The organism is Streptomyces sp. NPDC004539 (assembly GCF_040610055.1).
In the GTDB taxonomy this organism is placed as follows: Bacteria; Actinomycetota; Actinomycetes; order Streptomycetales; family Streptomycetaceae; genus Streptomyces.
In genome coordinates, this window is the sequence record NZ_JBEXLS010000016.1 from 116,278 (window position 1) to 141,097 (window position 24,820).

Annotated in this window: 22 protein-coding genes and 1 pseudogene; 12 read left to right on the forward strand and 11 right to left on the reverse strand. The window is 70.9% G+C overall.

Annotated features, from left to right (window positions below; genetic code table 11):
- Window positions 1-31: 31 nt before the first annotated feature.
- The 6 genes and pseudogenes from ABZX85_RS29780 to ABZX85_RS29805 form a co-directional block, all read left to right on the forward strand.
- Window positions 32-421: pseudogene (locus ABZX85_RS29780) on the forward strand (TraR/DksA family transcriptional regulator); the annotation flags it as partial.
- Between the two features lie 149 nt (window positions 422-570).
- The gene (lspA, locus tag ABZX85_RS29785) at window positions 571-1,119 is read left to right on the forward strand and encodes a signal peptidase II (protein WP_355875016.1); all 549 of its coding nucleotides are present in this window, start codon (window positions 571-573) and stop codon (window positions 1,117-1,119) included.
- 12 nt (window positions 1,120-1,131) lie between these two features.
- Window positions 1,132-2,076, forward strand: a complete 945-nt coding sequence (locus ABZX85_RS29790) for an RluA family pseudouridine synthase (protein ID WP_355875018.1) — start codon at window positions 1,132-1,134, stop codon at window positions 2,074-2,076.
- Entirely contained in the window at window positions 2,073-2,495 is a 423-nt protein-coding gene (locus ABZX85_RS29795; protein ID WP_355875021.1) for a GNAT family N-acetyltransferase, read from the forward strand. The genes ABZX85_RS29790 and ABZX85_RS29795 overlap by 4 nt, the downstream gene beginning before the upstream one ends.
- A gap of 64 nt (window positions 2,496-2,559) precedes the next feature.
- The gene (locus ABZX85_RS29800; RefSeq protein ID WP_355875024.1) at window positions 2,560-4,146 is read left to right on the forward strand and encodes a Na+/H+ antiporter; all 1,587 of its coding nucleotides are present in this window, start codon (window positions 2,560-2,562) and stop codon (window positions 4,144-4,146) included.
- 248 nt (window positions 4,147-4,394) lie between these two features.
- Window positions 4,395-5,132, forward strand: coding sequence for an SDR family oxidoreductase (locus ABZX85_RS29805; protein WP_355875027.1), 738 nt, complete (start codon window positions 4,395-4,397; stop codon window positions 5,130-5,132).
- A gap of 51 nt (window positions 5,133-5,183) precedes the next feature.
- On the opposite strand, the gene ABZX85_RS29810 is transcribed toward ABZX85_RS29805, so the two are convergent.
- Window positions 5,184-6,302 (reverse strand): mechanosensitive ion channel domain-containing protein, encoded by a 1,119-nt coding sequence (locus tag ABZX85_RS29810; protein WP_355875030.1) that lies wholly within the window; start codon window positions 6,300-6,302, stop codon window positions 5,184-5,186.
- Window positions 6,303-6,371: 69 nt separating this feature from the next.
- Between ABZX85_RS29810 and ABZX85_RS29815 the strand changes: the two genes are divergently transcribed.
- Complete coding sequence (locus tag ABZX85_RS29815; protein ID WP_355875033.1) at window positions 6,372-6,944, forward strand: dienelactone hydrolase family protein; 573 nt, start codon at window positions 6,372-6,374, stop codon at window positions 6,942-6,944.
- Here ABZX85_RS29815 and ABZX85_RS29820 read toward each other — a convergent pair whose 3' ends face one another.
- From ABZX85_RS29820 to ABZX85_RS29840, 5 genes are all read right to left on the reverse strand, one after another.
- Window positions 6,945-7,271, reverse strand: coding sequence for an SH3 domain-containing protein (locus tag ABZX85_RS29820; protein ID WP_355875036.1), 327 nt, complete (start codon window positions 7,269-7,271; stop codon window positions 6,945-6,947).
- A 99-nt stretch (window positions 7,272-7,370) separates the two neighbouring features.
- On the reverse strand, window positions 7,371-9,026 hold the full coding sequence (locus tag ABZX85_RS29825) for an alkaline phosphatase D family protein (protein ID WP_355875039.1): 1,656 nt from the start codon (window positions 9,024-9,026) through the stop codon (window positions 7,371-7,373).
- 82 nt (window positions 9,027-9,108) lie between these two features.
- A complete protein-coding gene (locus tag ABZX85_RS29830) occupies window positions 9,109-9,918 on the reverse strand; it encodes a thioredoxin domain-containing protein (RefSeq protein ID WP_355875042.1) in 810 nt (269 codons plus the stop codon).
- A gap of 64 nt (window positions 9,919-9,982) precedes the next feature.
- A complete protein-coding gene (locus tag ABZX85_RS29835; RefSeq protein ID WP_355875045.1) occupies window positions 9,983-10,675 on the reverse strand; it encodes a hypothetical protein in 693 nt (230 codons plus the stop codon).
- Window positions 10,676-10,775: 100 nt separating this feature from the next.
- Window positions 10,776-12,101 carry a DUF2252 domain-containing protein gene (locus ABZX85_RS29840; protein ID WP_355875048.1) on the reverse strand — a complete coding sequence of 442 codons (1,326 nt, stop codon included), beginning with the start codon at window positions 12,099-12,101 and terminating at the stop codon, window positions 10,776-10,778.
- A 197-nt stretch (window positions 12,102-12,298) separates the two neighbouring features.
- On the opposite strand from ABZX85_RS29840, the gene dnaE reads away from it, so the two are divergent.
- Window positions 12,299-15,838: a DNA polymerase III subunit alpha gene (gene dnaE, locus ABZX85_RS29845; RefSeq protein ID WP_355875051.1), complete on the forward strand. Its 3,540-nt coding sequence runs from the start codon at window positions 12,299-12,301 to the stop codon at window positions 15,836-15,838.
- A 177-nt stretch (window positions 15,839-16,015) separates the two neighbouring features.
- Here the strand turns inward: dnaE and ABZX85_RS29850 are convergent, their stop codons facing one another.
- Complete coding sequence (locus ABZX85_RS29850; protein ID WP_355875053.1) at window positions 16,016-16,180, reverse strand: hypothetical protein; 165 nt, start codon at window positions 16,178-16,180, stop codon at window positions 16,016-16,018.
- Between the two features lie 223 nt (window positions 16,181-16,403).
- Between ABZX85_RS29850 and ABZX85_RS29855 the strand changes: the two genes are divergently transcribed.
- The 4 genes from ABZX85_RS29855 (at window position 16,404) to ABZX85_RS29870 (ending at window position 20,460) form a co-directional block, all read left to right on the forward strand.
- Window positions 16,404-17,594, forward strand: coding sequence for an NYN domain-containing protein (locus tag ABZX85_RS29855; RefSeq protein WP_355875056.1), 1,191 nt, complete (start codon window positions 16,404-16,406; stop codon window positions 17,592-17,594).
- Between the two features lie 96 nt (window positions 17,595-17,690).
- Window positions 17,691-18,665 carry an ABC transporter ATP-binding protein gene (locus ABZX85_RS29860; protein ID WP_355875058.1) on the forward strand — a complete coding sequence of 325 codons (975 nt, stop codon included), beginning with the start codon at window positions 17,691-17,693 and terminating at the stop codon, window positions 18,663-18,665.
- A 115-nt stretch (window positions 18,666-18,780) separates the two neighbouring features.
- Window positions 18,781-19,602: an ABC transporter permease gene (locus tag ABZX85_RS29865; RefSeq protein WP_355875060.1), complete on the forward strand. Its 822-nt coding sequence runs from the start codon at window positions 18,781-18,783 to the stop codon at window positions 19,600-19,602.
- A gap of 204 nt (window positions 19,603-19,806) precedes the next feature.
- Window positions 19,807-20,460 carry a DUF2567 domain-containing protein gene (locus ABZX85_RS29870; protein WP_355875062.1) on the forward strand — a complete coding sequence of 218 codons (654 nt, stop codon included), beginning with the start codon at window positions 19,807-19,809 and terminating at the stop codon, window positions 20,458-20,460.
- Between the two features lie 164 nt (window positions 20,461-20,624).
- On the opposite strand, the gene ybaK is transcribed toward ABZX85_RS29870, so the two are convergent.
- The 4 genes from ybaK to ABZX85_RS29890 form a co-directional block, all read right to left on the reverse strand.
- On the reverse strand, window positions 20,625-21,122 hold the full coding sequence (gene ybaK, locus ABZX85_RS29875; RefSeq protein WP_355875065.1) for a Cys-tRNA(Pro) deacylase: 498 nt from the start codon (window positions 21,120-21,122) through the stop codon (window positions 20,625-20,627).
- Window positions 21,123-21,131: 9 nt separating this feature from the next.
- Entirely contained in the window at window positions 21,132-21,869 is a 738-nt protein-coding gene (locus tag ABZX85_RS29880; protein WP_355875067.1) for an LON peptidase substrate-binding domain-containing protein, read from the reverse strand.
- An 11-nt stretch (window positions 21,870-21,880) separates the two neighbouring features.
- A complete protein-coding gene (locus tag ABZX85_RS29885; RefSeq protein ID WP_355875070.1) occupies window positions 21,881-22,939 on the reverse strand; it encodes a hypothetical protein in 1,059 nt (352 codons plus the stop codon).
- A gap of 183 nt (window positions 22,940-23,122) precedes the next feature.
- On the reverse strand, window positions 23,123-24,697 hold the full coding sequence (locus ABZX85_RS29890) for an oxidoreductase (RefSeq protein WP_355875329.1): 1,575 nt from the start codon (window positions 24,695-24,697) through the stop codon (window positions 23,123-23,125).
- Window positions 24,698-24,820: the final 123 nt, after the last annotated feature.

A 24,820-nucleotide genomic window follows, 5' to 3' on the forward strand; every position in this document is an offset into this window, starting at 1 on the left:
GAACAAGAAGAGTGCGGGTACGGCGGAGATGCTGGCCGTCCGGACAGGGGAGGAGCCCTGGACCGAGGGGGAGGTGGACGAGGCGCGGGCCGAGCTGATGTCCGAGGTGCTGCGGCTGCGGGGGGAGATCCAGTCGTCCGAGAGCGCGCTGGCCGGGCTGATGCGGGATTCCGGGGGCGGGGCGGGGGACGACGAGGCGGACACCGGGACGAAGAACGCGACGCGGGAGCATGAGATGGCGCTCACCGCTAACGCGCGGGAGATGCTGGTGCAGAGCGAGCGGGCGCTGGAGCGGCTCGACGCGGGGACGTACGGGGTGTGCGAGAGGTGTGGGGAGGCGATCGGGAAGGCTCGGATGCAGGCGTTTCCTCGGGCGACGTTGTGTGTTGCCTGCAAGCAGAAGGAGGAACGCCGGTACTGAAGGGGGTGGCGGGGGATACGTCGGCGGGTGCGGCGCCGTTGTGGCTGGTCGCGCAGTTCCCCGCGCCCCTGGAAGGACGGCGCTGCGCGCCTGTCCGTTCCAGGGGTGTCGTACTCTCGTCCTCACTGGTACCTACGTGAGGGACTTACGTGGCAGAGGTGGAGCGCGTCATCGGTACGACTGAGGCCCCGGAGGGTGAGCAGCCGGCTCGGGGGAAGCGGCGGGTTGCCGTGTTGTTCGCGGTGGCCGCTGTCGCTTATGCGCTCGATCTTGTCAGCAAGATCATTGTGGTGGCCAAGCTGGAGCACCATGAGTCGATCGAGCTGATCGGGGACTGGCTGAAGCTGGAGGCCATCCGGAACTCGGGGGCCGCGTTCAGTTTCGGGGAGGCGTTCACCGTCATTTTCACGGTGATCGCGGCTGCCGTGATCGTGGTGATCGTGCGGCTGGCGCGGAAGCTGTACAGCCTGCCGTGGGCGATCGCGCTGGGGCTGCTGCTCGGCGGGGCGCTCGGGAACCTCACGGACCGGATCTTCCGCTCGCCGGGGATCTTCGAGGGAGCGGTCGTCGACTTCATCGCGCCGAAGCACTTCGCGGTGTTCAATCTCGCCGACTCCGCGATCGTCTGCGGCGGCATTCTGATCGTCCTGCTGTCGTTCAAGGGACTGGACCCGGACGGCACTGTCCACAAGGACTGACATACTCGACGGGTGAGCACGATTCCCGAGATCCGTACCCTGCCCGTGCCGGACGGCCTGGAGGGCGAGCGCGTCGACGCCGCCCTCTCCCGCATGTTCGGCTTCTCCCGCACCAAGGCCGCCGAACTGGCGGCGGCGGGCAAGGTCTCGGTGGACGGCTCGGTGGTCGGCAAGTCGGAGCGCGTGCACGGCGGCGCCTGGCTGGAGGTCGAGATGCCCCAGGCCCCCGCGCCGGTGCAGATCGTCGCCGAGCCGGTCGACGGCATGGAGATCGTGTACGACGACGACGACATCGTCGTGATCGTGAAGCCGGTCGGTGTCGCCGCGCACCCGTCCCCCGGCTGGACCGGGACGACCGTCATCGGGGGCCTGGCCGCCGCCGGGTACCGCATCTCCACCTCCGGCGCCGCCGAACGCCAGGGCATCGTCCACCGCCTCGACGTCGGGACGTCCGGCCTGATGGTCGTCGCGAAGTCGGAGCGGGCGTACACCTCCCTGAAGCGCCAGTTCAAGGAGCGCGTCGTCGACAAGCGGTACCACACGCTGGTCCAGGGCCACCCGGACCCGACGAGCGGCACGATCGACGCGCCCATCGGCCGCCACCCCCAGCACGACTACAAGTGGGCCGTCACCGCCGAGGGCAAGGCGTCCGTCACCCACTACGACCTGATCGAGGCGTTCCGCGCGGCCTCCCTGCTGGACATCAAGCTGGAGACGGGCCGCACGCACCAGATCCGCGTCCACATGTCCGCCCACCGCCACCCCTGCGTCGGCGACCTCACCTACGGCGCCGACCCCACCCTCTCCAAGCGCCTGAAGCTGACCCGGCAGTGGCTGCACGCCGTCCGCCTCGGCTTCGAGCACCCCGCCGACGGCGAGTGGGTCGAGTTCTCCAGCGACTACCCCGAGGACCTCCAGCTCGCCCTGGACCTGGTCCGCGAGGAGACCTACGGGTGACCTTCACCGTCCGCGTCACCGACGACCCGGCGGCCTGTCTCGCCGTCCGCAAAGAGGTCTTCGTCGTCGAGCAGGGCGTCCCGGAGGAGCTGGAGTACGACGCGGACGACGCCGGCGCGCTGCACGTGCTCGCGGTGCGGGACGACGGCGTACCGCTCGGGACCGGGCGGCTCGTCGGTGACGGCGAGGCGGGGCACCTGGGGCGGCTCGCGGTGACGCGGGAGGCGCGGGGGCTCGGGGTGGGCGCGGCGCTCGTACGGGCGATCGAGGAGGCGGCCCGCGAGCGCGGGTTCACGGCCGTCGAACTGCACGCGCAGACGCACGCCCTCGGCTTCTACGAGCGGCTCGGGTACACGGCGTACGGGCCGGAGTTCCCGGAGGCGGGGATTCCGCATCGTGCCATGCGGCGTTCGCTTTAGCCCGTTGCGGGGCATGCGAGGCTTGTTCTTGATCGCTTGCGTCTAGTCCGCCGGAGCGCCTGCCGTGGATCAACTGGCCCTCTTGTTCGTCCTGCTGCTCGGGGCCGTGATCAGCGTCCCCGTCGGCGACCGGTTCGGGCTGCCGTCGCCGGTGCTGATGACCCTCCTCGGGATTCTGCTCGCCGTCGCGGACTTCGTGCCCAACGTCGACATCCCGCCCGGGCTGATCCTGCCCGTGCTGTTGCCGCCGCTGCTGTACGCGGCCGTGCGGCGGACCTCCTGGCGGCAGTTCGCCGCCAACAAACGGCCCATCTTCCTGCTGGCCGTCGCCCTCGTCTTCGTGACGACGTTCTCCGTCGCGGCCGTCGCCCACAGCATCGTTCCCGGGCTGTCCGTGGCCGCCGCGGTCGCCCTCGGCGCCCTCGTCGCGCCGCCCGATCCCGTCGCCGCGACCGCCGTCGCCGGGCAGCTCGGGCTGCCCCGGCGGCTCGTCTCCATCCTGGAGGGGGAGGGGCTCTTCAACGACGTCACCGCGATCGTGCTGTACCACGTGGCGATCGCCGCCGTCGTCAGCGGGGAGTTCCACGCCGGGGAGGCCGTTCTCCAGTTCGTGCTGTCCGCCGTCGTCGCCGTCGTGGTGGGGGTCGCGCTCGGGTGGGGGACCAACAGGCTGCTCGATCTGCTCGGGGACGCGACGCTCCAGATCAGCCTGACGCTGCTCGTGCCGTTCGCGGCGTACGTGCTGGCGGAGGAGTTGCACGGGTCGGGGGTGCTGGCCGTGCTCACCTGCGCGTTGTTCCTCGCGGAGTACGCCGCCGATCCCGACGACGTCGTCAACCGGCTGGCCGGGCACGCGTTCTGGGACATCGTCGACACGCTCGTCACCGGGGTGGCGTTCGGGCTGATCGGGCTTGAGCTGCACAACGCGATCCGGACGGCGTCCGGGCGGTGGGGGGAGATGCTCGGGTGGGCCGCCGTCGTCGCCGGGGTCGTCATCGGGGTGCGGTTGCTGTGGCTGCTGCCGGCGGGGTGGCTGGCTCAGCGGATGCACGCGCGGCGGGATGTCGACGAGGAGATCCCGATGACCTGGCGGGAGACCGTCGTCATGTGGTGGTCCGGGATGCGGGGGGTGGCGTCCGTCGCGCTCGCCCTCGCGATTCCGTTGCACGTGGACGACGGGTCCGGGTTTCCCGCGCGGGACGAGATCGTCTTCATCGCGTTCGGGGTGATCATGACGACGCTCGTGCTTCAGGGGCTGACGTTGCCGTGGCTCGTGCGGCGGCTCGGGGTGCGGGCCGATACCGAGCGGGAGAAGGAGTACGAGCGGGAGTTGGCGGTGCGGGCCGCGAAGGCCGCCAAGCGGAGGTTGCGGGAGATCGAGGAGGTGGAGGAGTTGCCGGATGAGGTGTCCGAGCAGTTGTTGCGGCGGGCCTTCGAGATCGGGGTGCGGATTTCGCCCGATCTCGCGGAGGACGAGCGGCGGGAGGCTCATGAGCAGCGGGTGCGGAGGTTGAAGCGGGTGCGGAGGATTCAGGGGGAGATGTTGAGCGCGGCTCGGCATGAGGTGTTGGCTGCGCGGGGGGAGGCGGGGGCTGATCCGGAGATTGTGGATCGGGTGTTGCGGCAGTTGGATGTGCGGAGTTTGAGGTAGGGGGTGTGGGTTGTTGGGTGCGGGTGCGTCGTGGTTGTTCGCGCAGTTCCCCGCGCCCCTGAAAGACAGGGTGTCGCTGAGTTGGTCGGGTACCGGTGCGCTGTGGTTGGTCGCGCTCGCGCGGCGGTAGCCGCATGTTGATACAGCCCCGCGCCCCTAAGAGACTGGGTGCCGGTGCGTTGTGGCTTGTTCGTGGCGGGTTTGTTAACGGGGGCGGGGGTGAGGATGGGCGGCTGTAGGTTCGGTGCATGGTGCGCAACGTGGTGATCAGTGGTGGTGGGACGGGGATCGGGCTTGCTGTGGCTCGGGTGTTTGCGGGGGGTGGGGATCGGGTTTTGTTGGTGGGGCGGCGGAGAGGGGTGTTGGAGGGGGCTGGGGTTGAGGGGGCGGTGGTGTGTGTGGCTGATGTGGGTGGGGTGGAGGGGGTTCGGGAAGTGCGGCGGGTGGTGGGGGAGGAACTGGGGGGTGTGGATGTGTTGGTGCATGCGGCTGGGGGGAACGGGGGGTTGGAGGCGGGGAGTGGGAGTGCTGATCCGCTTGAGGTCGTCGCTCATGAGTGGGGGGTGAATTTCCGGGCCAACACTCTTACCGCCGTGCTGCTCACCGAGGCCCTCAAGGACCAGCTCTCCTCGCCGGGGCGGGTCCTGTTCGTCAGTTCCATCGCCGCCTATCGCGGGTCGGGGAGTGGCGCGTACGCGGCGTCCAAGGCCGCGCTCCACCCGTACGCCCATGACCTCGCCCGGCAGCTCGGGCCCCGGGGGATCACCGTCAACGTCGTGGCACCCGGATACATCGAGGACACGGAGTTCTTCGGGGGCCCGCTCGCCGAGGAGCGGCGTGAGCGGTTGATCGGAGAGACGTCGAACGGCCGGGTGGGGACACCGGGGGACGTGGCTCAGACGCTGCACTGGCTGGCATCGGAGGGCGCGGGGCACGTGACGTCACAGGTGGTGCAGGTGAACGGGGGCGCGGAGAGGGGACATTAGGGCGGCCGAGGACACCGTTGTCGCTTCGACGCGCCCTGCACAACCCTCCCGTTACCTCGACCCCGCCCCCCGAGGCGGCTCATGTGCCCTCCGAGGGGACGGCGACCCCCCGTCCGTGCCGGGCGCGTGCGGCGGAAGCTCGGCCTCGGCCGTGTTCACGCGCGGCAGCGCGTACGCGTGGTGTTCGCAGAGCCAGCGGATCATCTGCTCGCGGACGGCGACCCGGACCTTCCAGATGTCGTCGGCGTCCTTGGCGGTGAGGAGGGCGCGGACCTCGATCGTGTTGGGGGTGCTGTCCGTGACGGAGAGGTCGTAGGCCCGCCCGTCCCAGTGCTCGCAGGCCCGCAGGACGTCACGGAGGTGGACGCGCATCTCGTCGAGAGGGGCGGAGTGGTCCAACTGCCAGTACACCGTGCCGGTGAGCTGCGCGCCCCCGCGCGACCAGTTCTCGAACGGCTTGGAGGTGAAGTACGACACCGGCATCGTGATCCGGCGCTCGTCCCAGGTCCGGACGGTGAGGTAGGTCAGGGTGATGTCCTCGACGGTCCCCCACTCCCCGTCGACGACGACCGTGTCCCCGAGCCGGACCATGTCCCCGAAGGCGATCTGGAACCCGGCGAACATGTTGCTGAGGGTGGACTGCGCGGCGACACCGGCGACGATGCCGATGATCCCGGCGGAGGCCAGCAGGGAGGCGCCGGCGGCCCGCATCGCCGGGAACGTCAGCAGCATCGCGGCGACGGCGACGACCCCGACGACCGCCGCGACGACCCGCATGATCAGCGAGACCTGGGTCCGCACCCGGCGCACGCGCGCGGGGTCGCGCTGGGCGCGGGAGCTGGCGTAGCGGGTGAACGTCGTCTCCACGACCGCCGCGGCGATCCGGACGATCAGCCAGGCGGCGGAGCCGATGAGGACGAGCGTGAGGCCGCGCCCGATGCCGACGCGGTGTTCCTGGAGCAGCTCGGCCCGGTCGTAGGAGCCTCTGAGCAGCACGGCGCAGATCAGGAGCTGGTAGGGGACGCGGCCGGTGCGGAGCAGGCCCCACAGGGGGGTCTCCGAGTGGCGGGCGTCGGCCTTGCGCAGCAGCCGGTCGGTCGCCCAGCCGACGAGCAGGGTGAGGACGATCGAGCCGCCCACGACGATCACGGGGCGGAGCAGGTTCTCCATGGAAGCGAACGTATCCGGTCGGACCTGGCCGTGAACATCGGTTCGGGTCCGGACTGGCACCATGAGGGCATGAACATCATGCTTTTTCACTCGACCTACGGGCTGCGGCCCGCCGTCCTGGACGCGGCGAAGCGGCTGGAGGCGGCCGGACACGTGGTGTGGACGCCCGACCTGTTCGAGGGCCGGACGTTCGAGTCGGCCGAGGAGGGCATGGAGTTCAAGGAGACCGTCGGCAAGGAGGAGCTCCTCAAGCGGGCGGTCCTGGCCGCCGCCCCCTACTCCGAGCGCGGTCTCGTGTACGCCGGTTTCTCGCTGGGCGCGTCCGTCGCGCAGACCCTCGCGCTGGGCGACGAGCGGGCCCGGGGCCTGCTCCTGCTGCACGGCACCTCGGACATCGCGCCCAACGCGTCCGTCGACGAGCTGCCCGGCCAGCTGCACGTGGCCTCGCCGGACCAGTTCGAGACGGACGACTGGCTGAACTCCTGGTACTTGCAGATGCGCAAGGTCGGCGCCGACGTCGAGGTCCACCGGTACACCGGGGCCGGTCATCTCTACACCGACCCCGGTCTCGCCGACTACGACGAGGAGGCGGCCGAGTCCACCTGGCGGGTGGCGCTCGGCTTCCTCGACTCCCTCAGTTGACTAGAAGCACTCCTTCGGCGGGTGGACCAGGGACGGGAAGTGCCCGGACCAGACCCACGCGGTGGGCTGCGAGTCGTAGATGCGGTACCAGAGGTTGCCGGACGGCGTCTGGCGGGTCGAGCACTGGATGCGCAGGGTCGTCCCGCGCGGCTCGGTGCGGTACCGCGTCGACGACGAGGACGGCTGCGAGTAGATGGGCGAAGCCTCGGCCGTCGTCAGGTTGACGAAGGCCGGGGCCGCGTGGGCGGTGGTCGCGGAGAGGCCGGCCAGCGCCAACGCGGAGCCGAACACAGCGGATTTGGTCAGCACGCCACGCAACGTGGTCATGTCTATCCCCCGTATGGATAGTCGGTGATCAGTCGCCAACGACCGTAGTCCGCCCGGGTGTTCGAGTCGGTCAACGCCGGTTAAACGATCAGTCAAGTACTACACGGGATCGTAGGTCCGCTCGACCTTCTGGCTGCCCGTCAGCGTGCGGTACGAACGGGACCAGGCGGACGTCGCGTTCTGCTTCGTCTTGTCGGAGAGCGTGTAGTAGTCCATCTGCGCGCGGGTGGGCGTGATGTCGAGGACGCCGTACCCGTGCCGGTCGGTGTCGACCCACTGGACGTGCCGGTTGGCGGCGCGGATGACCGGCGAGGCCAGCGCGGAGATGATGCCCTCGGGGGCGTTCGTGAGGTCGTCGAGGTTGTCGGAGGTCACCGACGTGACGACGAACTCGGTGGCCGCCGACGGGGAGAGCGGGTAGGTCCCGGCGTCCACGGGGACGTCGTTCGCCCACGCCATGTGGATGTCGCCGGTGAGGAACACCGTGTTGGAGATGGCGTTCGACCTGAGGTGGGCGAGGAGTTCGCGCCGGTCGTCGGTGTAGCCGTCCCACTGGTCGGTGTTGAGGGCGAGGCCCTCCTCGGGCAGGCCGAGCAGCTTGGCCAGCGGTTTGAAGATGTCGGCGGCCAGGGACCCGATCGCGAACGGCGAGATCATCACCGAGTTCCCGACGAGCTTCCAGGTCGTGTCCGAGGACTTCAGCCCGGCCTTCAGCCAGTCCAGTTGGGCGCGTCCGGTGATCGTGCGCTCCGGGTCGTCCACCGAGCCGTTGCCCACCTTGACCTGCTGGGAGCGGAAGGAGCGCAGGTCGAGCAGGGAGAGGTCGGCGAGCTTGCCGAAGCGCAGCCGCCGGTAGGTCGTCCCGGCGAGGGCGGGGCGGACCGGCATCCACTCGAAGTACGCCTGCTTGGCCGCCGCCTGACGGTTCGTCCAGGTGCCCTCGGCGCCCTCGGTGTGGTTCTCGGCGCCGCCGGACCAGGAGTCGTTGGCGAACTCGTGGTCGTCCCAGATCGCGATGACCGGCGCCTTGGCGTGCAGGGCCTGGAGGTCGGCGTCCGTCTTGTAGTTGCCGTGCCGGGCGCGGTAGTCGGCGAGGGTCACGATCTCGTGGGTGGGGACGTGCGGGCGGACCACCTTGCCGCGGGTGCCGTACGTGCCGGTGCCGTACTCGTAGATGTAGTCGCCGAGGTGCAGCCATGCGTCCAGGTCGCTGCGGGCCGCCAGGTGGCGGTACGAGGCGAAGTAGCCCGCCTCCCAGTTCGCGCAGGAGGCCACGCCGAAGCGGAGGTTCGCCACGGTCGCGTCGGCCGCGGGGGCCGTGCGGGTGTGCGCGACGGGGGAGTCGGTGCCGCCCGCCGAGAAGCGGAACCAGTAGTCGGTGGCCGGGGCGAGGCCGCGGACGTCCGCCTTGACGGTGTGGTCGCTCGCGGCGGTCGCGGTGACGGTGCCGCGCGCGGCGACGTCCGTCAGGTTCCTGTCGCGGGCTATCACCCACGCGACCTCGGTGTCCGGGCCGAGTCCCGAGCCGGGGAGCGCCTCGGGGGCCGGGGTCACGCGGGTCCACAGGAGGACGCCGTCGGCGAGGGGGTCGCCGGAGGCGAGGCCGTGCAGGAAGGCGGGGGCGGCGGAGGCGGCGCGCGCGGGCAGGGCGGCGGCCAGCGGACCCGCCAGGACGGCGGTCGCCGCCGCGGCCTTGACGACCGTACGGCGGCGCGGGGTGAGGGACTCGTGGGTGCGTCTCTGCGGTGTGGTCACGAACCATCAGGTTACTGATGGGTATGAACGGAGGCGGGCGAACTGGTGAAGTCCGCCCGCCAGTTGTTCACCCGGTGGGGGTTCAGCCCTTGAGCGCCGCGTCGATGACCTTGTCGAAGTCGGCCACCGTCAGCATCGGCGTCCCGCCGTTCAGCTGCTTGCCGTCCATGACGAAGGCGGGCGTCCCCTGGACGCCTTCCTTGTTGTCGTCGAACGTCTTGGACATGGCCATCGCCCAGGCGTCGTACGTGCCCTTCTTCACGGCGTCCTGGAACTTCGCGTTGCCCTTGAGCGCGGGGACCGTGTCGGCTATCTCGATGAGGTAGCTGTCGTTCTTGAACTTGTCGTTCGTCTCGTCCGGGTGCCACTTCGTCGAGTACATGGCGGTCTTGTACTCCAGGAACGCCTCGGGGCTGACGTTCAGCGCGGCGCCGAGGGCGCTGAGGGCGTTCTTGGAGCCCTCGCCGTTGTCCTTGTTGTCGATGAAGGTGGCGCCGCTGTACTGGAACTTGAACTTGCCGTCGTCGATGTCCTTCTTGAGGGTCGTCCCGACGGTCTGCTCGAACTGGGCGCAGACCGGGCAGCGCGGGTCCTCGTAGATCTTGAGGGTCTTCTTCGCGGTGTCCTTGCCGATGACGACGGTCGTGCCGTTCGTGCCGGTGGTGTTGGCCGGGGCGACGACGGTGTCGTCCTTCACGGCCTCCCAGTGGCTCGGCTTGTTCGCCTGGATGACCGCGTAGCTGATCCCGCCGGCCGCCGCGAGCACCGCGAGTGCCGAGGCGCCCACGATGATCTGCCGCTTGACCTTGTCCTTCTTGGCCTGCCGCTCGCGCTCCTCGCGCAGCCGCTCACGGGCCGCCGTCTTCGCCGCCTGGCTGTTGCGCTTGCTCATGTCGGTGTTCTCCCTGGGAAACGTGCGTGTGGGGTGGTGCGTTGCCGTCGTGTCGTGCGCCCGATCAGGCACAGGCCGCGTACGGCGGACCCCTGCGTCCCAGGGAGTGGACGAGGAGCAGGTCGCGGGAGAGGGCCGGACGGCGCGTCGCGCGCGGCAGGCGGCCGAGGAGCCCGGCCTCGGGGCGCGGGCGGACCGTCACGGCGGCCACCGCGAGCAGCAGCGGCCGGAACGTCGTCACGACGGTGGCCGCCGCCACCTGGAACAGGGCCCGCTCGCCCCGGCGCAGCCAGACGGCCGCGAGGAGGCCGACGCTGACGTGCGCCGCGAGCAGACCCCACGCCGTCGCCGGGTCGGCGTGCGCGAGGAGCGCGGGAACCTGGCCGGAATGGGCCATTCGGGCGAGCGGGGTGCCGAACTCGGTGCCGTCGCCGCACAGGACGTTCCAGCCGACCGAGCGCAGCGGGCCGGTGACCGGGCCGCCCGCCGGGCCGTAGCAGACGTGCTGGCCGGTCGTGAAGACCGTGTCGGCCGCCAGCTCCAGCGGGACCAGCAGCGCGGCGATCCGGGCGAAGCCGCGCTCCCGGCCCGCGAGGGCGTAGGCGAGCACGAACACGGCCGCCGCGACCAGCGCGACCGTGTTCAGCGGCAGGGGGGCCCGCGACAGCAGGACGTGCGACGCGGTGCTGAGCGTCACGACGAGTGCCGTGAACAGCGCCGCGCGTACGGCTCTGAGGCGGGTCCCGGATATGTCCATAACACCGGCAGTGTGACATGTGCCGTCGTAAGAGGCTCCTAAAAGGTGCCTGTGAGAGGCCCGGGAACGCGCAGGCGTGACCTCCCCGTCACCTTTCTTGTCACAGCCCCGGTATCCGGCCGTTGCGGAACAGGTCGACGAAGATCTGGTGGTCCTGGCGCGCGCGGGCGCCGTACGCGTGCGCGAAGTCCACCAGGAGCGGCGCGAAGCCCTCCTCGTCGGCCGCGATCGCCGCGTCGATCGCCCGTTCCGTCGAGAACGGCACCAGCGATTCGCCCGAGGTGTCGTCCGCCGCCGCGTGCATCGTCGCCGTCGCCCTGCCGAGGTCCGCGACGACCGCCGCGATCTCCTCCGGGTCGTCGATGTCCCCCCAGTCCAGGTCCACCGCGTACGGCGACACCTCGGCGACCAGCTGGCCCGCGCCGTCCAGCTCGGTCCAGCCGAGCCACGGGTCCGCGTGCGCCTGGAGGGCGCGCTGCGAGATGCCCGTGCGGTGCCCCTCGTGCTGGAAGTACTCCCGGATCTCGCGGTCCGTGATGTGCCGGGAGACGGCCGGGGTCTGGGCCTGCTTGATGTAGATCACGACGTCGTTCTCCAGGGCGTCGCTGTGCCCCTCCAGCAGGATGTTGTACGACGGCAGCCCGGCCGACCCGATGCCGATCCCCCGGCGCCCGACGACGTCCTTGACGCGGTAAGAGTCGGGGCGGGCCAGCGAGGAGTCCGGCAGCGTCTCCAGGTAGCCGTCGAACGCGGCCAGCACCTTGTAGCGCGTCGCCGCGTCCAGCTCGATGGAGCCGCCGCCCGGCGCGAACCGGCGCTCGAAGTCCCGGATCTCCGTCATCGACTCCAGCAGGCCGAAGCGGGTCAGCGAGCGGGCGTCCCGCAGCGCGTCCAGCAGGGGGCCCTCGGCGGTGTCCAGCGTGAACGGCGGGACCTCGTCGCTCTTCGCGCCGGTCGCCAGCGCGTGGATGCGCTCGCGGTACGCGCCCGCGTAGACGCCGACCAGCTCGCCGATCTGCTCGTCGCTGAGGGCCTTCGCGTAGCCGATGAGGGCGACGGAGGCGGCGAAGCGCTTGAGGTCCCAGGTGAAGGGGCCGACGTACGCCTCGTCGAAGTCGTTGACGTTGAAGATCAGGCGGCCGTTCGCGTCCATGTACGTGCCGAAGTTCTCGGCGTGCAGGTCGCCGTGGGTCCACACGCGCGCGGTGCGGTCGTCCAGGTAGGGGCCGCCGTGCTTCTCCGCATCAAGGTCGTGGTAGAAGAGAGCGGCCGTACCCCGGTAGAACGCGAACGCGGAAGCCGCCATCTTGCGGAACTTCACGCGGAACGCGGCCGGGTCGGCGGCCAGGAGCTCGCCGAACGCGGTGTCGAAGACGGCGAGGATCTCCTCGCCGCGCTGCTCGTCGTTGAGCGGGTTGACCGACATCGCCGGGTGCCTCCTGGTGCGTACGTGTTCGACAGCGTTTCTGCCGACTCCAACGGGCGAGTCCCCCGATTAGTGCCCGCCAGTGAAGGTACGCGGGGGAGCCCCGTGAGTGTCAGTGCCGAGGCATAGACTTCACGCCGACCCCCAGATCACTCAGCCGCCGCGTCGTCGTCCGTTTCCCTCTAGGAGGCCAAGCCGTGTCAAAGCCGCCGTTCACGCACCTGCACGTCCACACCCAGTACTCCCTGCTGGACGGTGCCGCGCGGCTCAAGGACATGTTCAACGCGTGCAACGAGATGGGCATGACCCACATCGCGATGTCCGACCACGGCAACCTCCACGGCGCCTACGACTTCTTCCACACCGCGAAGAAGATGGGCGTCACCCCGATCATCGGCATCGAGGCGTACGTCGCCCCCGAGTCCCGGCGCAACAAGCGCAAGATCCTCTGGGGCCAGCCGCACCAGAAGCGCGACGACATCTCCGGCTCCGGCGGTTACACGCACAAAACGATGTGGGCCGTGAACAAGACCGGTCTGCACAACCTCTTCCGCCTCTCCTCCGACGCCTACGCCGAGGGCTGGCTCCAGAAGTGGCCCCGGATGGACAAGGAGACCATCTCCCAGTGGTCCGAGGGCATCGTCGCCTCCACCGGCTGCCCCTCCGGAGAGGTCCAGACCCGGCTGCGCCTCGGCCACTTCGACGAGGCCCTCAAGGCGGCCTCCGAGTACCAGGACATCTTCGGTAAGGACAAGTACTTCCTGGAGCTGATGGACCACGGCATCGAGATCGAGCACCGGGTCCGCGACGGCCTCCTGGAGATCGGCAAGAAGCTCGGCATCCCGCCGCTCGTGACGAACGACTCGCACTACACGTACGCCCACGAGGCGACGGCGCACGACGCGCTGCTGTGCATCCAGACCGGCAAGAACCTCTCCGACCCCGACCGCTTCAAGTTCGACGGCACCGGCTACTACCTCAAGTCCACGGACGAGATGTACGCCGTCGACTCCTCCGACGCCTGGCAGGAGGGGTGCGCCAACACGCTCCTCGTCGCCGAGATGGTCGACACCACCGGCATGTTCGAGGAGAAGAACCTCATGCCGAAGTTCGACATCCCCGAGGGGTACACGGAGGTCTCCTGGTTCCGCGAGGAGACCATGCGCGGCATGGACCGCCGCTTCCCCGGCGGCATCCCGGACGACCGCATGAAGCAGGTCGAGTACGAGATGGACACCATCATCTCGATGGGCTTCCCGGGGTACTTCCTCGTCGTCGCCGACTTCATCATGTGGGCCAAGAAGCAGGGCATCGCGGTCGGCCCCGGCCGAGGCTCGGCGGCCGGTTCGATCGTCGCGTACGCCATGGGCATCACCGACCTCGACCCCATCCCGCACGGCCTGATCTTCGAGCGGTTCCTCAACCCCGAACGCATCTCCATGCCGGATGTCGACATCGACTTCGACGAGCGCCGGCGCGTCGAGGTGATCCGGTACGTGACGGAGAAGTACGGCTCCGACAAGGTCGCCATGATCGGCACCTACGGCAAGATCAAGGCCAAGAACGCCATCAAGGACTCCGCGCGCGTCCTCGGCTACCCGTACGCGATGGGCGACCGCCTCACCAAGGCCATGCCCGCCGACGTCCTCGGCAAGGGCATCGACCTCGACGGCATCACCAACCCCTCGCACCCCCGGTACAACGAGGCGGGCGAGATCCGCTCGATGTACGAGAACGAACCGGACGTCAAGAAGGTCATCGACACCGCCAAGGGCGTCGAGGGCCTGGTCCGGCAGATGGGCGTGCACGCCGCCGGTGTGATCATGTCCAGCGAGCCCATCGTCGACCACGCCCCGATCTGGGTCCGGCACACCGACGGCGTCACCATCACGCAGTGGGACTACCCGCAGTGCGAGTCGCTCGGCCTGCTGAAGATGGACTTCCTCGGCCTGCGCAACCTGACGATCATGGACGACGCCGTCAAGATGGTGAAGTCCAACAAGGGGATCGACCTCGACCTCCTCGGGCTCCCGCTGGACGACCCGAAGACCTTCGAACTCCTCCAGCGCGGCGACACCCTCGGCGTCTTCCAGTTCGACGGCGGCCCCATGCGCTCGCTGCTGCGCCTGATGAAGCCGGACAACTTCGAAGACATCTCCGCCGTCTCCGCGCTCTACCGTCCCGGCCCGATGGGCATGGACTCGCACACCAACTACGCGCTGCGCAAGAACAAGCTCCAGGAGATCACCCCGATCCACAAGGAGCTGGAGGAGCCCCTCGAAGAGGTCCTCGCGGTCACCTACGGCCTGATCGTCTACCAGGAGCAGGTGCAGAAGGCCGCGCAGATCATCGCCGGGTACTCGCTCGGCGAGGCCGACATCCTGCGCCGCGTGATGGGCAAGAAGAAGCCCGAGGAACTGGCCAAGAACTTCACCATCTTCCAGGCCGGCGCCCAGAAGAACGGCTACAGCGACGAGGCGATCCAGGGCCTGTGGGACGTGCTGGTCCCGTTCGCCGGGTACGCCTTCAACAAGGCGCACTCCGCCGCGTACGGCCTCGTCTCCTACTGGACCGCCTACCTCAAGGCCAACTTCCCCGCCGAGTACATGGCCGGGCTCCTGACGTCCGTCAAGGACGACAAGGACAAGTCCGCGATCTACCTCAACGAATGCCGGCGCATGGGCATCAAGGTGCTCCCGCCGAACGTCAACGAGTCGGTGCACAACTTCGCCGCCCAGGGCGACGACGTGATCCTGTTCGGCCTGGAGGCCGTCCGCAACGTCGGTACGAACGTCGTCGAGTCGATCATCCGCAGCCGCAAGGCCAAGGGGAAGTACGCCTCGTTCCCCGACTACCTCGACAAGGTCGAGGCGGTCGCCTGCAACAAGCGGACGACGGAGTCGCTGATCAAGGCGGGCGCGTTCGACGCGCTCGGGCACACCCGCAAGGGGCTCACCGCGCACTTCGACACCATGATCGACAACGTGGTCGCGGTGAAGCGCAAGGAGGCGGAGGGGCAGTTCGACCTCTTCGGCGGGATGGGCGAGGAGGAGACGAACGAGCCGGGCTTCGGGCTGGACGTCGAGTTCACGACCGACGAGTGGGAGAAGACGTATCTGCTCGCGCAGGAGCGGGAGATGCTCGGGCTGTACGTCTCCGACCACCCGCTGTTCGGGCTCGAACACGTTCTCTCCGACAAGGCCGACGCGGGGATCGCGCAGCTCACGGGGGGTGAGCACGCGGACGGCGCGGTCGTCACGATCGGTGGGATCATCTCCGGGCTCCAGCGGAAGATGACCAAGCAGGGCAACGCCTGGGCCATCGCCACCGTCGAGGATCTCGCCGGGTCCATCGAGTGCATGTTCTTCCCGGCGACCTATCAGCTGATCTCCACGCAGCTCGTCGAGGACGCGGTCGTGTTCGTCAAGGGGCGGCTCGACAAGCGGGAGGACGTGCCGCGGCTGGTCGCGATGGAGCTGGCGGTGCCCGACCTCTCCAACGCGGGGACCAACGCGCCGGTGATCCTCACGATTCCGGCGACGCGGGTCACGCCGCCGATGGTGAGCCGGCTCAACGAGATCCTCACGCATCACCGGGGGGACAGCGAGGTGCGGATCAGGCTTCAGGGGCCGACGAAGACGACGGTGCTGCGGCTGGACCGGCACCGGGTGAAGCCCGATCCCGCGCTGTTCGGGGATCTGAAGGTGCTGCTCGGGCCGGCTTGCCTCGCGGGGTAGGGGGAGGGTGGAGCTGTGGTGTGCCGGGTGCGGGTAGTCGGTGGCTGGTCGCGCAGTTCCCCGCGCCCCTAAAAGACTTCGCCCAGCCCGGCGCTTAGATGCGCAGCTTGTTGGCGTGCAAGAGGGGCGCATCCCTTTGCGGGTGCGCCCCTCTTTGTGCTCGGGCTGCTATTGCCCTCAGTTGTGCCCGAAGCGGCGTTCGCGGTGCTTGCGGGCCATGTCCATCGGGCTCGCCGTCGTGGCCCGCTTGGCCTCCGCCTCCATCGCGGTCTGCTGGGCCTGCTGCTGGCCCCGTTCCGCCTGGGACGCCTGCGCGCGGTTCTGTTTCTTGTTCTTGGCCACGGGGATCTACCTCCAGAAGGGGTTGAGGGACCAGGCCGAACCTCAGACTCACACGCCCGTAGACAAGACGCATTTCGGATCATTGCCCTGTGTGACCAAGGGGGCAGAGGGTGCGATCTCCCCAAACGCCACGCCGAAGATCGAGTTCCGGCCGTTAACCCTCGCGAGGTCGGGCAGACTCGAAGGAAGCCCGAACCAAACTCCCGGGAAGAGGGTGAGTCGCGTGGACCGCTGCATCGTCCTGGTGGACGCCGGGTATCTGCTCGGGGCCGCCGCCAGTCTCCTCGCCGGCGAGCCCTCGCGCTCCCGTATCACCGTCGACCACAGCGCCCTCGTCCAGGGCCTGCGGGAACAGGCGGAGTCCGACACCGAACGGCCGCTGCTGCGGATCTACTGGTTCGACGGCGCCCCCGACCGCGTCCCCCAGCCCGAGCACCGCAGGCTGCGCGTGATGCCCCGGGTCACCGTCCGCCTCGGCGCCCTGACCCGCAGCGACGGACGCTGGGCGCAGAAGGGCGTCGACGCCGCGATGCACGCCGAGCTGACCGAACTGGCCCGCAACCGCGCCTGCTCGGACATCGTGCTGGTGACCGGAGACGGCGATCTGCTGCCGGGGATGATGGCCGCCAAGGAGCACGGCGTCGCCGTCCACCTGTGGGCCGTCCAGGCCGCCGACGGGGACTACAACCAGTCCGAGGACCTCGTCGCCGAGGCGGACGAGCGGCGGGTGCTGGACCGCACCTGGATCACCAAGGCCGTCCGCGCGAAGGAGTCCGGCGGGGTGTGCGCGCCGCCGCCCGTACCGCGCCCGGAGATCGCGGCGATCCTCGGGGCGCCCCTGCCGGACGCGCCGCGCCCGCCCGTCCCCGAGCCCCACGAGCACCCGTCCGCCGACGCCAACGGCTCCGCGGACCGCGTCCCCGCCCCCAAGGGCATCCCCACCCCGAAGGACCTCGCCGCCCTGCGCGCCTCCGGCGAGAAGCCGGTGCCCGCCCCGAACGCGACCCTGCGCTGGTCCTCCGACAAGGGCTGGGTCGACCGCCCCGCCGCCGAACCCCCCGAGGCCGCCGCGATGCCGACCCTCGCGCAGCTCACCACCGCCGAACAGCGCTGGGCGGACCGCGAGGAGGACATCACGACCGTCGGCGGCGACCCCTACGAGGTCGGCCAGGTCTTCGCCCGCCGCTGGATCGCCCGCCTCGGTGACCAGAGTCACCTGCCGAAACTGTCCGGAATGTATCCCCGCGTCCCGCACCGCATCGACGGCGAGCTGCTGCGCTACGCCGCCCGGTTCGGCCTCCTCGCGCACAAGGACGACCAGATCGACGAGCACGACCGGTACGCGATCCGGGCCGGATTCTGGCGCGAGATCGACGCTCGGACCGGCGCGGAACACGCTCCGGCCGCCGACTGAGCGCCGCCCCAGGGACGAGTGGGGCTTTCCGACCCCGTACGCTCTCCCCTTGTGAGTACGCGCGCGACATCGGCAGTCCGGCACCCGGAGAGCGTCGTGTGTGCCGTGCGCGGGCTGACCAAGACCTACCGGGCGGTGCGCGGCCGGCGCGGTACGCCCGGCACCCCCGAGGTGCGGGCCACCGACGACGTCTCCCTCGACATCCGGCGCGGTGAGATCTTCGGACTGCTCGGCCCGAACGGCGCCGGCAAGTCCACGCTCGTCCGCCAGCTCACCGGACTGATGCGGCCCGACTCCGGCAGTGTCGAGATCCTCGGCCACGACATCGTCCGCCACCCCGAGCGCGCCGCCCGCCTCCTCGCCTACCTCGGGCAGGAGTCCACCGCCCTCGACGAACTCACCGTCTCCCTCGCCGCCGAGACCACCGCGCGGCTGCGCGGGCTGGAGGTGCGCGAGGCGCGCGCGGAGCGGGACGCCGTCCTCGACGAACTGGGGCTCACGCCGCTCGCCGGACGGCCGCTGCGCAAGCTGTCCGGGGGACAGCGGCGGCTCGCCTGCTTCGCGACGGCGCTGGTGGGGGAGCGGCGGCTGCTGGTCCTCGACGAGCCCACCACCGGGATGGACCCCGTCGCCCGGCGCGCGGTCTGGTCCGCGGTCGACCGGCGGCGCGCGGAGCGGGGCACGACCGTGCTGCTCGTCACCCACAACGTCATCGAGGCGGAGACGGTCCTCGACCGGGTCGCCGTCCTCGACAAGGGGCGCGTCATCGCCTGCGACACGCCCGCCGGGCTGAAGGAGCAGGTCGCGGGGGAGGTGCGGGTCGATCTCGTCTGGCGGGAGCGGGCTCCGCTGGACGTCCCCGAGGTGGCCGCGCTGCGGGAGCGGGCGGTCGAGTCCGGGCGGCGCTGGACGCTGCGGCTCGCGCCGGAGGAGGCGCGGGCGGTGGTGTCGACGGTCACCGGTGGGGCCGCGTTCGCCGCGCTCGACGATTTCACGCTGGCCACGCCGAGTCTTGAGGACGTCTACCTCGCGCTCGGCGGGGATGCCCGGCAGGGGCTGGTGAAGGCATGAAGGGTGCTTTTGGCGTCCTGTGTGACGGGATGAGTTTTTCGGGCGCCGTATCCGTACGTGACGGGGTCGGGGCCGTGCGGATTCTCGGGGTCCTGGAGAAGAGGAGCAGCGCCACGTGAGTGTCGTACCCGCCGGGGTTCTGCCGGGCAGTGTCCGGGCCGCGGAGCAAGGGGAGCGGGAGGCCGCCGAGCTGGGGCCGCGCGCCCGGCTGTGGCCGTCGCTGGTCGCGGTGTACCGGGCGCAGCTCTCGCGTGCGCGGGTGGCGCGGATTCCGCTGCTCTTCGTGGCGACGTTCCAGTCGGTCGGGATTCTGATCATGATGCGGGGGGTGGTGGACGGGGGGAGTGAGGCGGAGGCCGTCGTCGCCGGGTCCGCGGTGCTCGTCGTCGCCTTCGTCGCGCTGAACCTCCTCGCCCAGTACTTCGGGCAGTTGCGGGCGAGCGGGGGGCTGGACCACTACGCCACGCTGCCCGTGCCGCCCGCCGCCGTCGTGCTGGGGGCCGCCGGGGCGTACGCGTCGTTCACCGTGCCGGGGACCGTCGTGACGGCCGTCTTCGGGTGCGTGCTGTTCGGGTTGCCGCTGACGCATCTGTGGGTGCTGATCGCCGTGATCCCCCTTGCGGGGGCCGCCCTCTCCGGGCTCGGCGCGGCCCTGGGGCTCCTCGCGCCCCGGCCCGAGCTGGCGACCGTCATGGGGCAGCTGGGGATGTCCGCTGCGCTGCTTCTGGGCGTCCTGCCGCCCGACCGGATGCCGGACGCGGTGCGGTTCGCGCGGGATCTGCTGCCGTCGACGTACGGGGTCGAGGCCATGGCCCGGACGTTCGCGGCGGAGCCCGACTGGGCGTACGTGCTGGGCGATCTGGCGGTGTGCGCGGGCGTGGGGGTCGTCTCGCTGGCCGTGGCCACTTGGGCCTATCGGAGGGCTGCGGTTCGGTGAGGGGTTTGGGGCGGCGGGCGGTTGGTGGTCGAGTGCGGGCCCGTCGTGGCTTGTCGCGCAGTTCCCCGCGCCCCTGAAGGACGTGGGTGCTGCTCGGGGGTCGGCTGTGGGTTTGTCTGGGTTGGTCCTCTGTTGCTCTGTGAACGGTCCCCCGGAGTGGCGTCCGGTGGGGCGGGGGTTCGGGGGGCCTGGCACGATGGCAGGGTGACCGCTCCGTTGACTCCGCCTACGCCGCCGCACGACCCGTCTCCGCGGGGGGACTGGCCTCCGCCGCCCCCGGAGGGGTACGGGCAGGTGGTGGGTGTGCCGGAGGGGCGCGCGGAGCTGTGGGGGGATGTGCGGGACGGGGCTGTCGTCGCGGTCGGGGTGACCGTGCTCGGGCTGCTGCTCGGGGCGTTGTGGCTGTGGCTGGCGCCGCGCGTGCCGCTCGTCGGTGACCAGTCCGACGGGAGCTGGGTCGTCTATCTCAAGGACTCCGAGGGGGAGCAGGCGATCGGGGTGGAGGGAACGTTCACCCTGCTGGCGCTGGCGTGCGGCGCGGTCACCGCGGTGGGCGTGTTCCTGTGGCGCCGGCGCGGCGGCATCCCGCTGGTCGCCGGGCTCACGATCGGCGGTGTCCTCGCGTCCGTCGTGGCCTGGAAGCTCGGCGTCTGGCTCGGCCCCTCCTCCGACGTCATCGCACACGCCAAGAGCGCGGGCAAGGGCGTGACCTTCTCCGCCCCCCTGAAACTCGACGCCAAGAGCGCCTTGCTGGCCTGGCCCGTCGCCGCGCTGATCGTCCACCTGTGCCTCACGGCACTGTTCGGCCCACGGGACCCGGAGCCGTACGAACACCCGTACATGACCCCACCGGTGTGACGGGGCGGATCGCCGCACCCAGCCCTGGTCCCTGCCCCGTCCCGCCCCCTACGCCGGGCGCCTCCCGTGGTTGGCGCGTCGTTTCTTGATCCGCCACTTCCGCTTGCGCGTACGTTTCGACATGCCTTCTCTGCTTAACGGAGAGAAGGCGGCCCGTCGACCCCTCACGCACGTCCGATGGGGGCCAGCACCGCCCCGGTGAGGCTCGTGAGGTCGGCGGGGGAGAGCTCGACCTCAAGGCCGCGGCGGCCGGCGGAGACGCAGATCGTGGAGTGGCCGCCGGCGGAGGCGTCGAGGACGGTCGGGAGGCGTTTGCGCTGGCCCAGGGGCGAGATCCCGCCCCGGACGTAACCGGTGGTGCGTTCCGCGAGCGCCGGGTCGGCCATCGCCGCCTTCTTGCCGCCCACAGCCGTGGCCAACGCCTTGAGGTCGAGGGACCCGGCGACGGGGACGACCGCGACGGTCAGCGCCCCGTCGACGTCGGCGACGAGCGTCTTGAACACCCGCTCCGGCGACACCCCCATCGCCTCGGCGGCCTCCTCGCCGTAGGAGGGGTGCGCGGGATCGTGCTCGTACGCGTGCACGGTGTACGGCACCCCCGCCGCCGTCAGCGCGACGGTCGCCGGGGTGCCACCGGCCTGTTTCTTCGGCTTCTTCGCCACCGGAACCCCTCAGTTCAGGCTCGTCGGACCGCGCGTCAGGTCCGACGCGGGCAGGGACGGCAGACTACGGAGGATCGCGGTCTCGACGCGCAGCAGCCTCAGCTCGTCCCGCAGCCGGGACGCGAAGTCGGGCGCCTGGAGAAGCCGCTGCTTGGACGGCGTGTCGAGCATCATCGTCGCGGCGACGAGGTAGGACACGACACCGGGCTCGTTCGGCAGCTCGCCGGAGAGGACGGACAGCTCACGGGCCCCGGCGAGCCGCTTCTGGTACTGCTGGAAGGCCCGCAGCACGACCTCCGCGAGCGCGTCGGCCTCCTCGCCGCGCTCCTCGGGGAGCTCCTCCACCTCGGCTGTGAGGAAGGGCCCCGACGCGTCGACGGACCGCACCCTGACCCGGGTCGTCCCGGTCGCGAGGACCTCGAACGTGCCGTCGGGACGCTCGCGGACGGTCGCCGCGTCCGCGATGCAGCCCACGGAGTGGAACGCCTTGAGGGGGTCGGCGCCGAAGCCCGCGAGGGGCCCGCGCCGCGGCTGCGTGGCCGAGCCGGGCATGCCCTGGGCGGCGGGCGCCACCTCGTGCCCGTCCCGGATGGCCACGACGGCGAACCGGCGCGGCGCGTCCTCCGGGGTCTTGAGCAGTTCGCGCATCATCGCGCGGTAACGCTCCTCGAACACGTTCAGCGGCAGCACGAGACCCGGGAACAGCACCGAGCTCAGGGGGAAGAGCGGGAGACGGACGATGGTCACGGGGCGGAAGCCTAATGGTCCGCGCCGGTCGCGTGTCCGTCATGACCGTTCCACGGGCGGGCCGGACGGCCGCTGACGATGTCCTCGCGGACGGCGAGGAAGTGGCCGAGGGGGTCGTCGGAGAAGCGGTTCCAGGGGAACGAGGTGACGTACGGGCCGAGCAGGCGGAGCTGGACGAGGGCGTCCTCCCGGCGGCCGAGCCGGGCCAGGACGTACACCAGGCCGTTGCGGACCTCGGCCGCGCGCGAGTCGTCGGCGCCGAGCCGGGCCGACAGGACGATCGCCCGGTCCGCCGCCGAGTCGAGGCGGGCGCGCGGCACCTCGGGGCCGCAGCCGTCCGTCAGATAGATCATCGCGGCGAGCGCGGGCAGCGACTGGACGAGGGAGTCCGCCGGGGCGTCCTGCGCGGCGCGGTCGGCGAAGTCGAAGCACTCGCGGTGCGAGCCGTGCCAGGAGGAGGCCAGGTAGCGCAGGGCGGCCAGATGGCAGCCGAAGTGGTGCGGCGAGCGGCGGACGGCCGCCTCCCACAACTCCCCGAAGTACTTGTGCCCGGCATGCGCCCCCCGCGCGTGGTCCAGGGCGATGCGCCACGGCACCGGGTCGCGGTCCCAGCTCTGCGCCGCCGCCGTGATCAGCGGGCTGACCTCGCGCAGCAGCTCCTCGCGGGCCGGGGAGCACCAGGCGCGGCCCACCGCGAGCTGCGCGGCGACCAGCAGGACGTCCGGATCGCGGGGCGCGCCCGCCCGCCACTCCTCGAACCACTCCGGCCGCGCCTGCGCGAACGCCGCGAGGCGCTTGACGTACCGGTCGCGGGCCTCCCAGTCGCGCCGCACGCGGGTGCGCGCGAGGAGTCCGGCCGCCGGTCTGTACTCCCCGCGCCCGGCCGCGACGAGCGCGGGGCCGAGCAGGTCGTCGGGGACGTCGAGCAGCATCTCGTCGTCGGCCGGCAGTCCGGTGACGGCGAGCGGCGGCGCGTCCTTCTGCGCTCTCGGCGCCTTCTGCGCTTTCGACGCTTTCGGCGCGCGAGCCGGGCGGATGAACGGGGGCAGCAGAGCCATGGTGCCGACCATTGAAAAACGCTGGTCGACGACGCGCCAGAGGTAAAGCGCAACCCATGGAAAGTTGTACGTGCCCAGGTCAAGGGAAGGTAAAAGGTTACCGTTCAGTCGCCACGCGACGGGCACAGCGTGTGCGTTTCGTGGGCGCCGGAGCGCCCGGAGTGTGGGTTCGGTGCGGGTCCCGGCGCGCATGTTTCAGTCCCTCCGGAGCATGCGGGTCGCGCCCGCGGCGACCGTCGTCGCGAGAATCCAGCCGAGCAGGATCATCGCCGCCGCCGCCCACTGCCAGCCGCCGTCCAGCCGCCACTGGCCGGCCTGGCCGAGGTCGATCACCGGCAGCAGCAGATCCAGGGCGAACAGGACCGGGTCCCAGGAGGGGCCTCCCCCGCCCGTGGGGTGGTGCGGGGCGTGGTCGAAGGCGACCGAGCCCGCCGCCCACAGCACGCCCATCCACACCGCCGCCCGCCCCGGCCGGTACCCGTAGGCGACCGTCCAGTCCTGCGCGTACCCCCAGAGCCGGGCGCCCGGCGGGAGCGTCTCGCGGCGGCGGCGCTGCTTGGCGAGCAGGACCTCCCGCGCGTCCTCGTCCTCCCCGCCGGCGCGCAGCACCGACGCCAGCCGTTCGTACGGCTCCGGGGCGTACTCCGCGGTCGCCGCCGCGACCCACGCGAGCCGCGCGGCCAGCGGGAACGGGCCGACGGGCACGAGGTTGTCGTACGTGAACCCCGCCATGTGCAGCCGGCCGGGGCCCGGCCAGGCCGTGGCGCGGTCGATCAGGTTGACCACCCGGGCCCCCGACAGGACGACCGTCCCGCGCGCGGGACGCTCCCCGAGGAAGCGCAGCTCCGAGGCGTGCACCCGGCGCAGCGACACCTCCTGGTCGTCCGCGAGGACGAACCGGGCGGACTGGAGGTCGACGGCGTCCCCGAACCGCCCGTCGTCCAGCCGCAGGCCGCCCCGGCACTCGAACCGCTGGACCCGCATGCCCCGCGCGGGCGTCACCCCGGTCGGCTGCCGGTCGCCGGCCGCGGCCGGCGTCAGGTACAGCGAGCGCTCGACGGTGAGCTGCGGGGCGTTGAGCGCGAACCGGCCCCGCGGGTCGGCGAGGCGGGCCCCGCGCAGGCTCAGGGAGACCCCGACCTTCGCGCCGCGCAGGCTCAGCTCGCCGTACGACTCCAGCAGCTCCGCCTGGACGTCCTGGCCGACCGTCATGCCGTCGGCGACGAGGGAGCGCCCGCTGCGGTCGCGGTGCACCACCGCCTGGCTGAGCAGCAGGTCCGTCCCTATGTGGGCGTCGGTCAGCCGGATGCCCTCGGGGAAGCGGCTGCGCGGGAGATGCAGATCCCCTTCCGTGTGCACCCGGGCGGCCTCCAGGCGGGGGACCGCGCAGTCCACCAGCCGCAGCGTCGTGAACCGGGCCTCCGGGAGCAGCACCTCCTGGTCGAACCGGCAGCCGCGCAGCTCGACGTAGGGCAGGACCCGGCCGCCGGAGAGGTCGAGCGCGCCGCTGATCCGGACCCCGGCGAGCTTCAGCGAGGACACCCGGCCCGTCAGCGCCGGCGGGCCGTCCAGCAGGAGCCAGGCGACCACCCTCGCCCGGACCGTCCGCCCCTCGCCCCAGGGGTGGCCGCCGTGCGGGTCGTCCACCTCGGGGTTGCCGCACGTCAGGTCGTACACCCCGCCGTCCCGGAACGCCTGCCACAGACCCGCCTCGGCCGCCGTCAGATCCTCCGGAAGGTCCCTGACATGCGGTCCGGCCCCCTCGATCACCACTTTCCCTCCTTCCTCGCACATCTGTTCTGTCCCCTGTTCTGCCCGCTGCGTCACGCTTTGAACACTGAACGTGACATCGATCAGCGAAAGTTCCCGAATTCGCCTACTCCGCGTGACGAA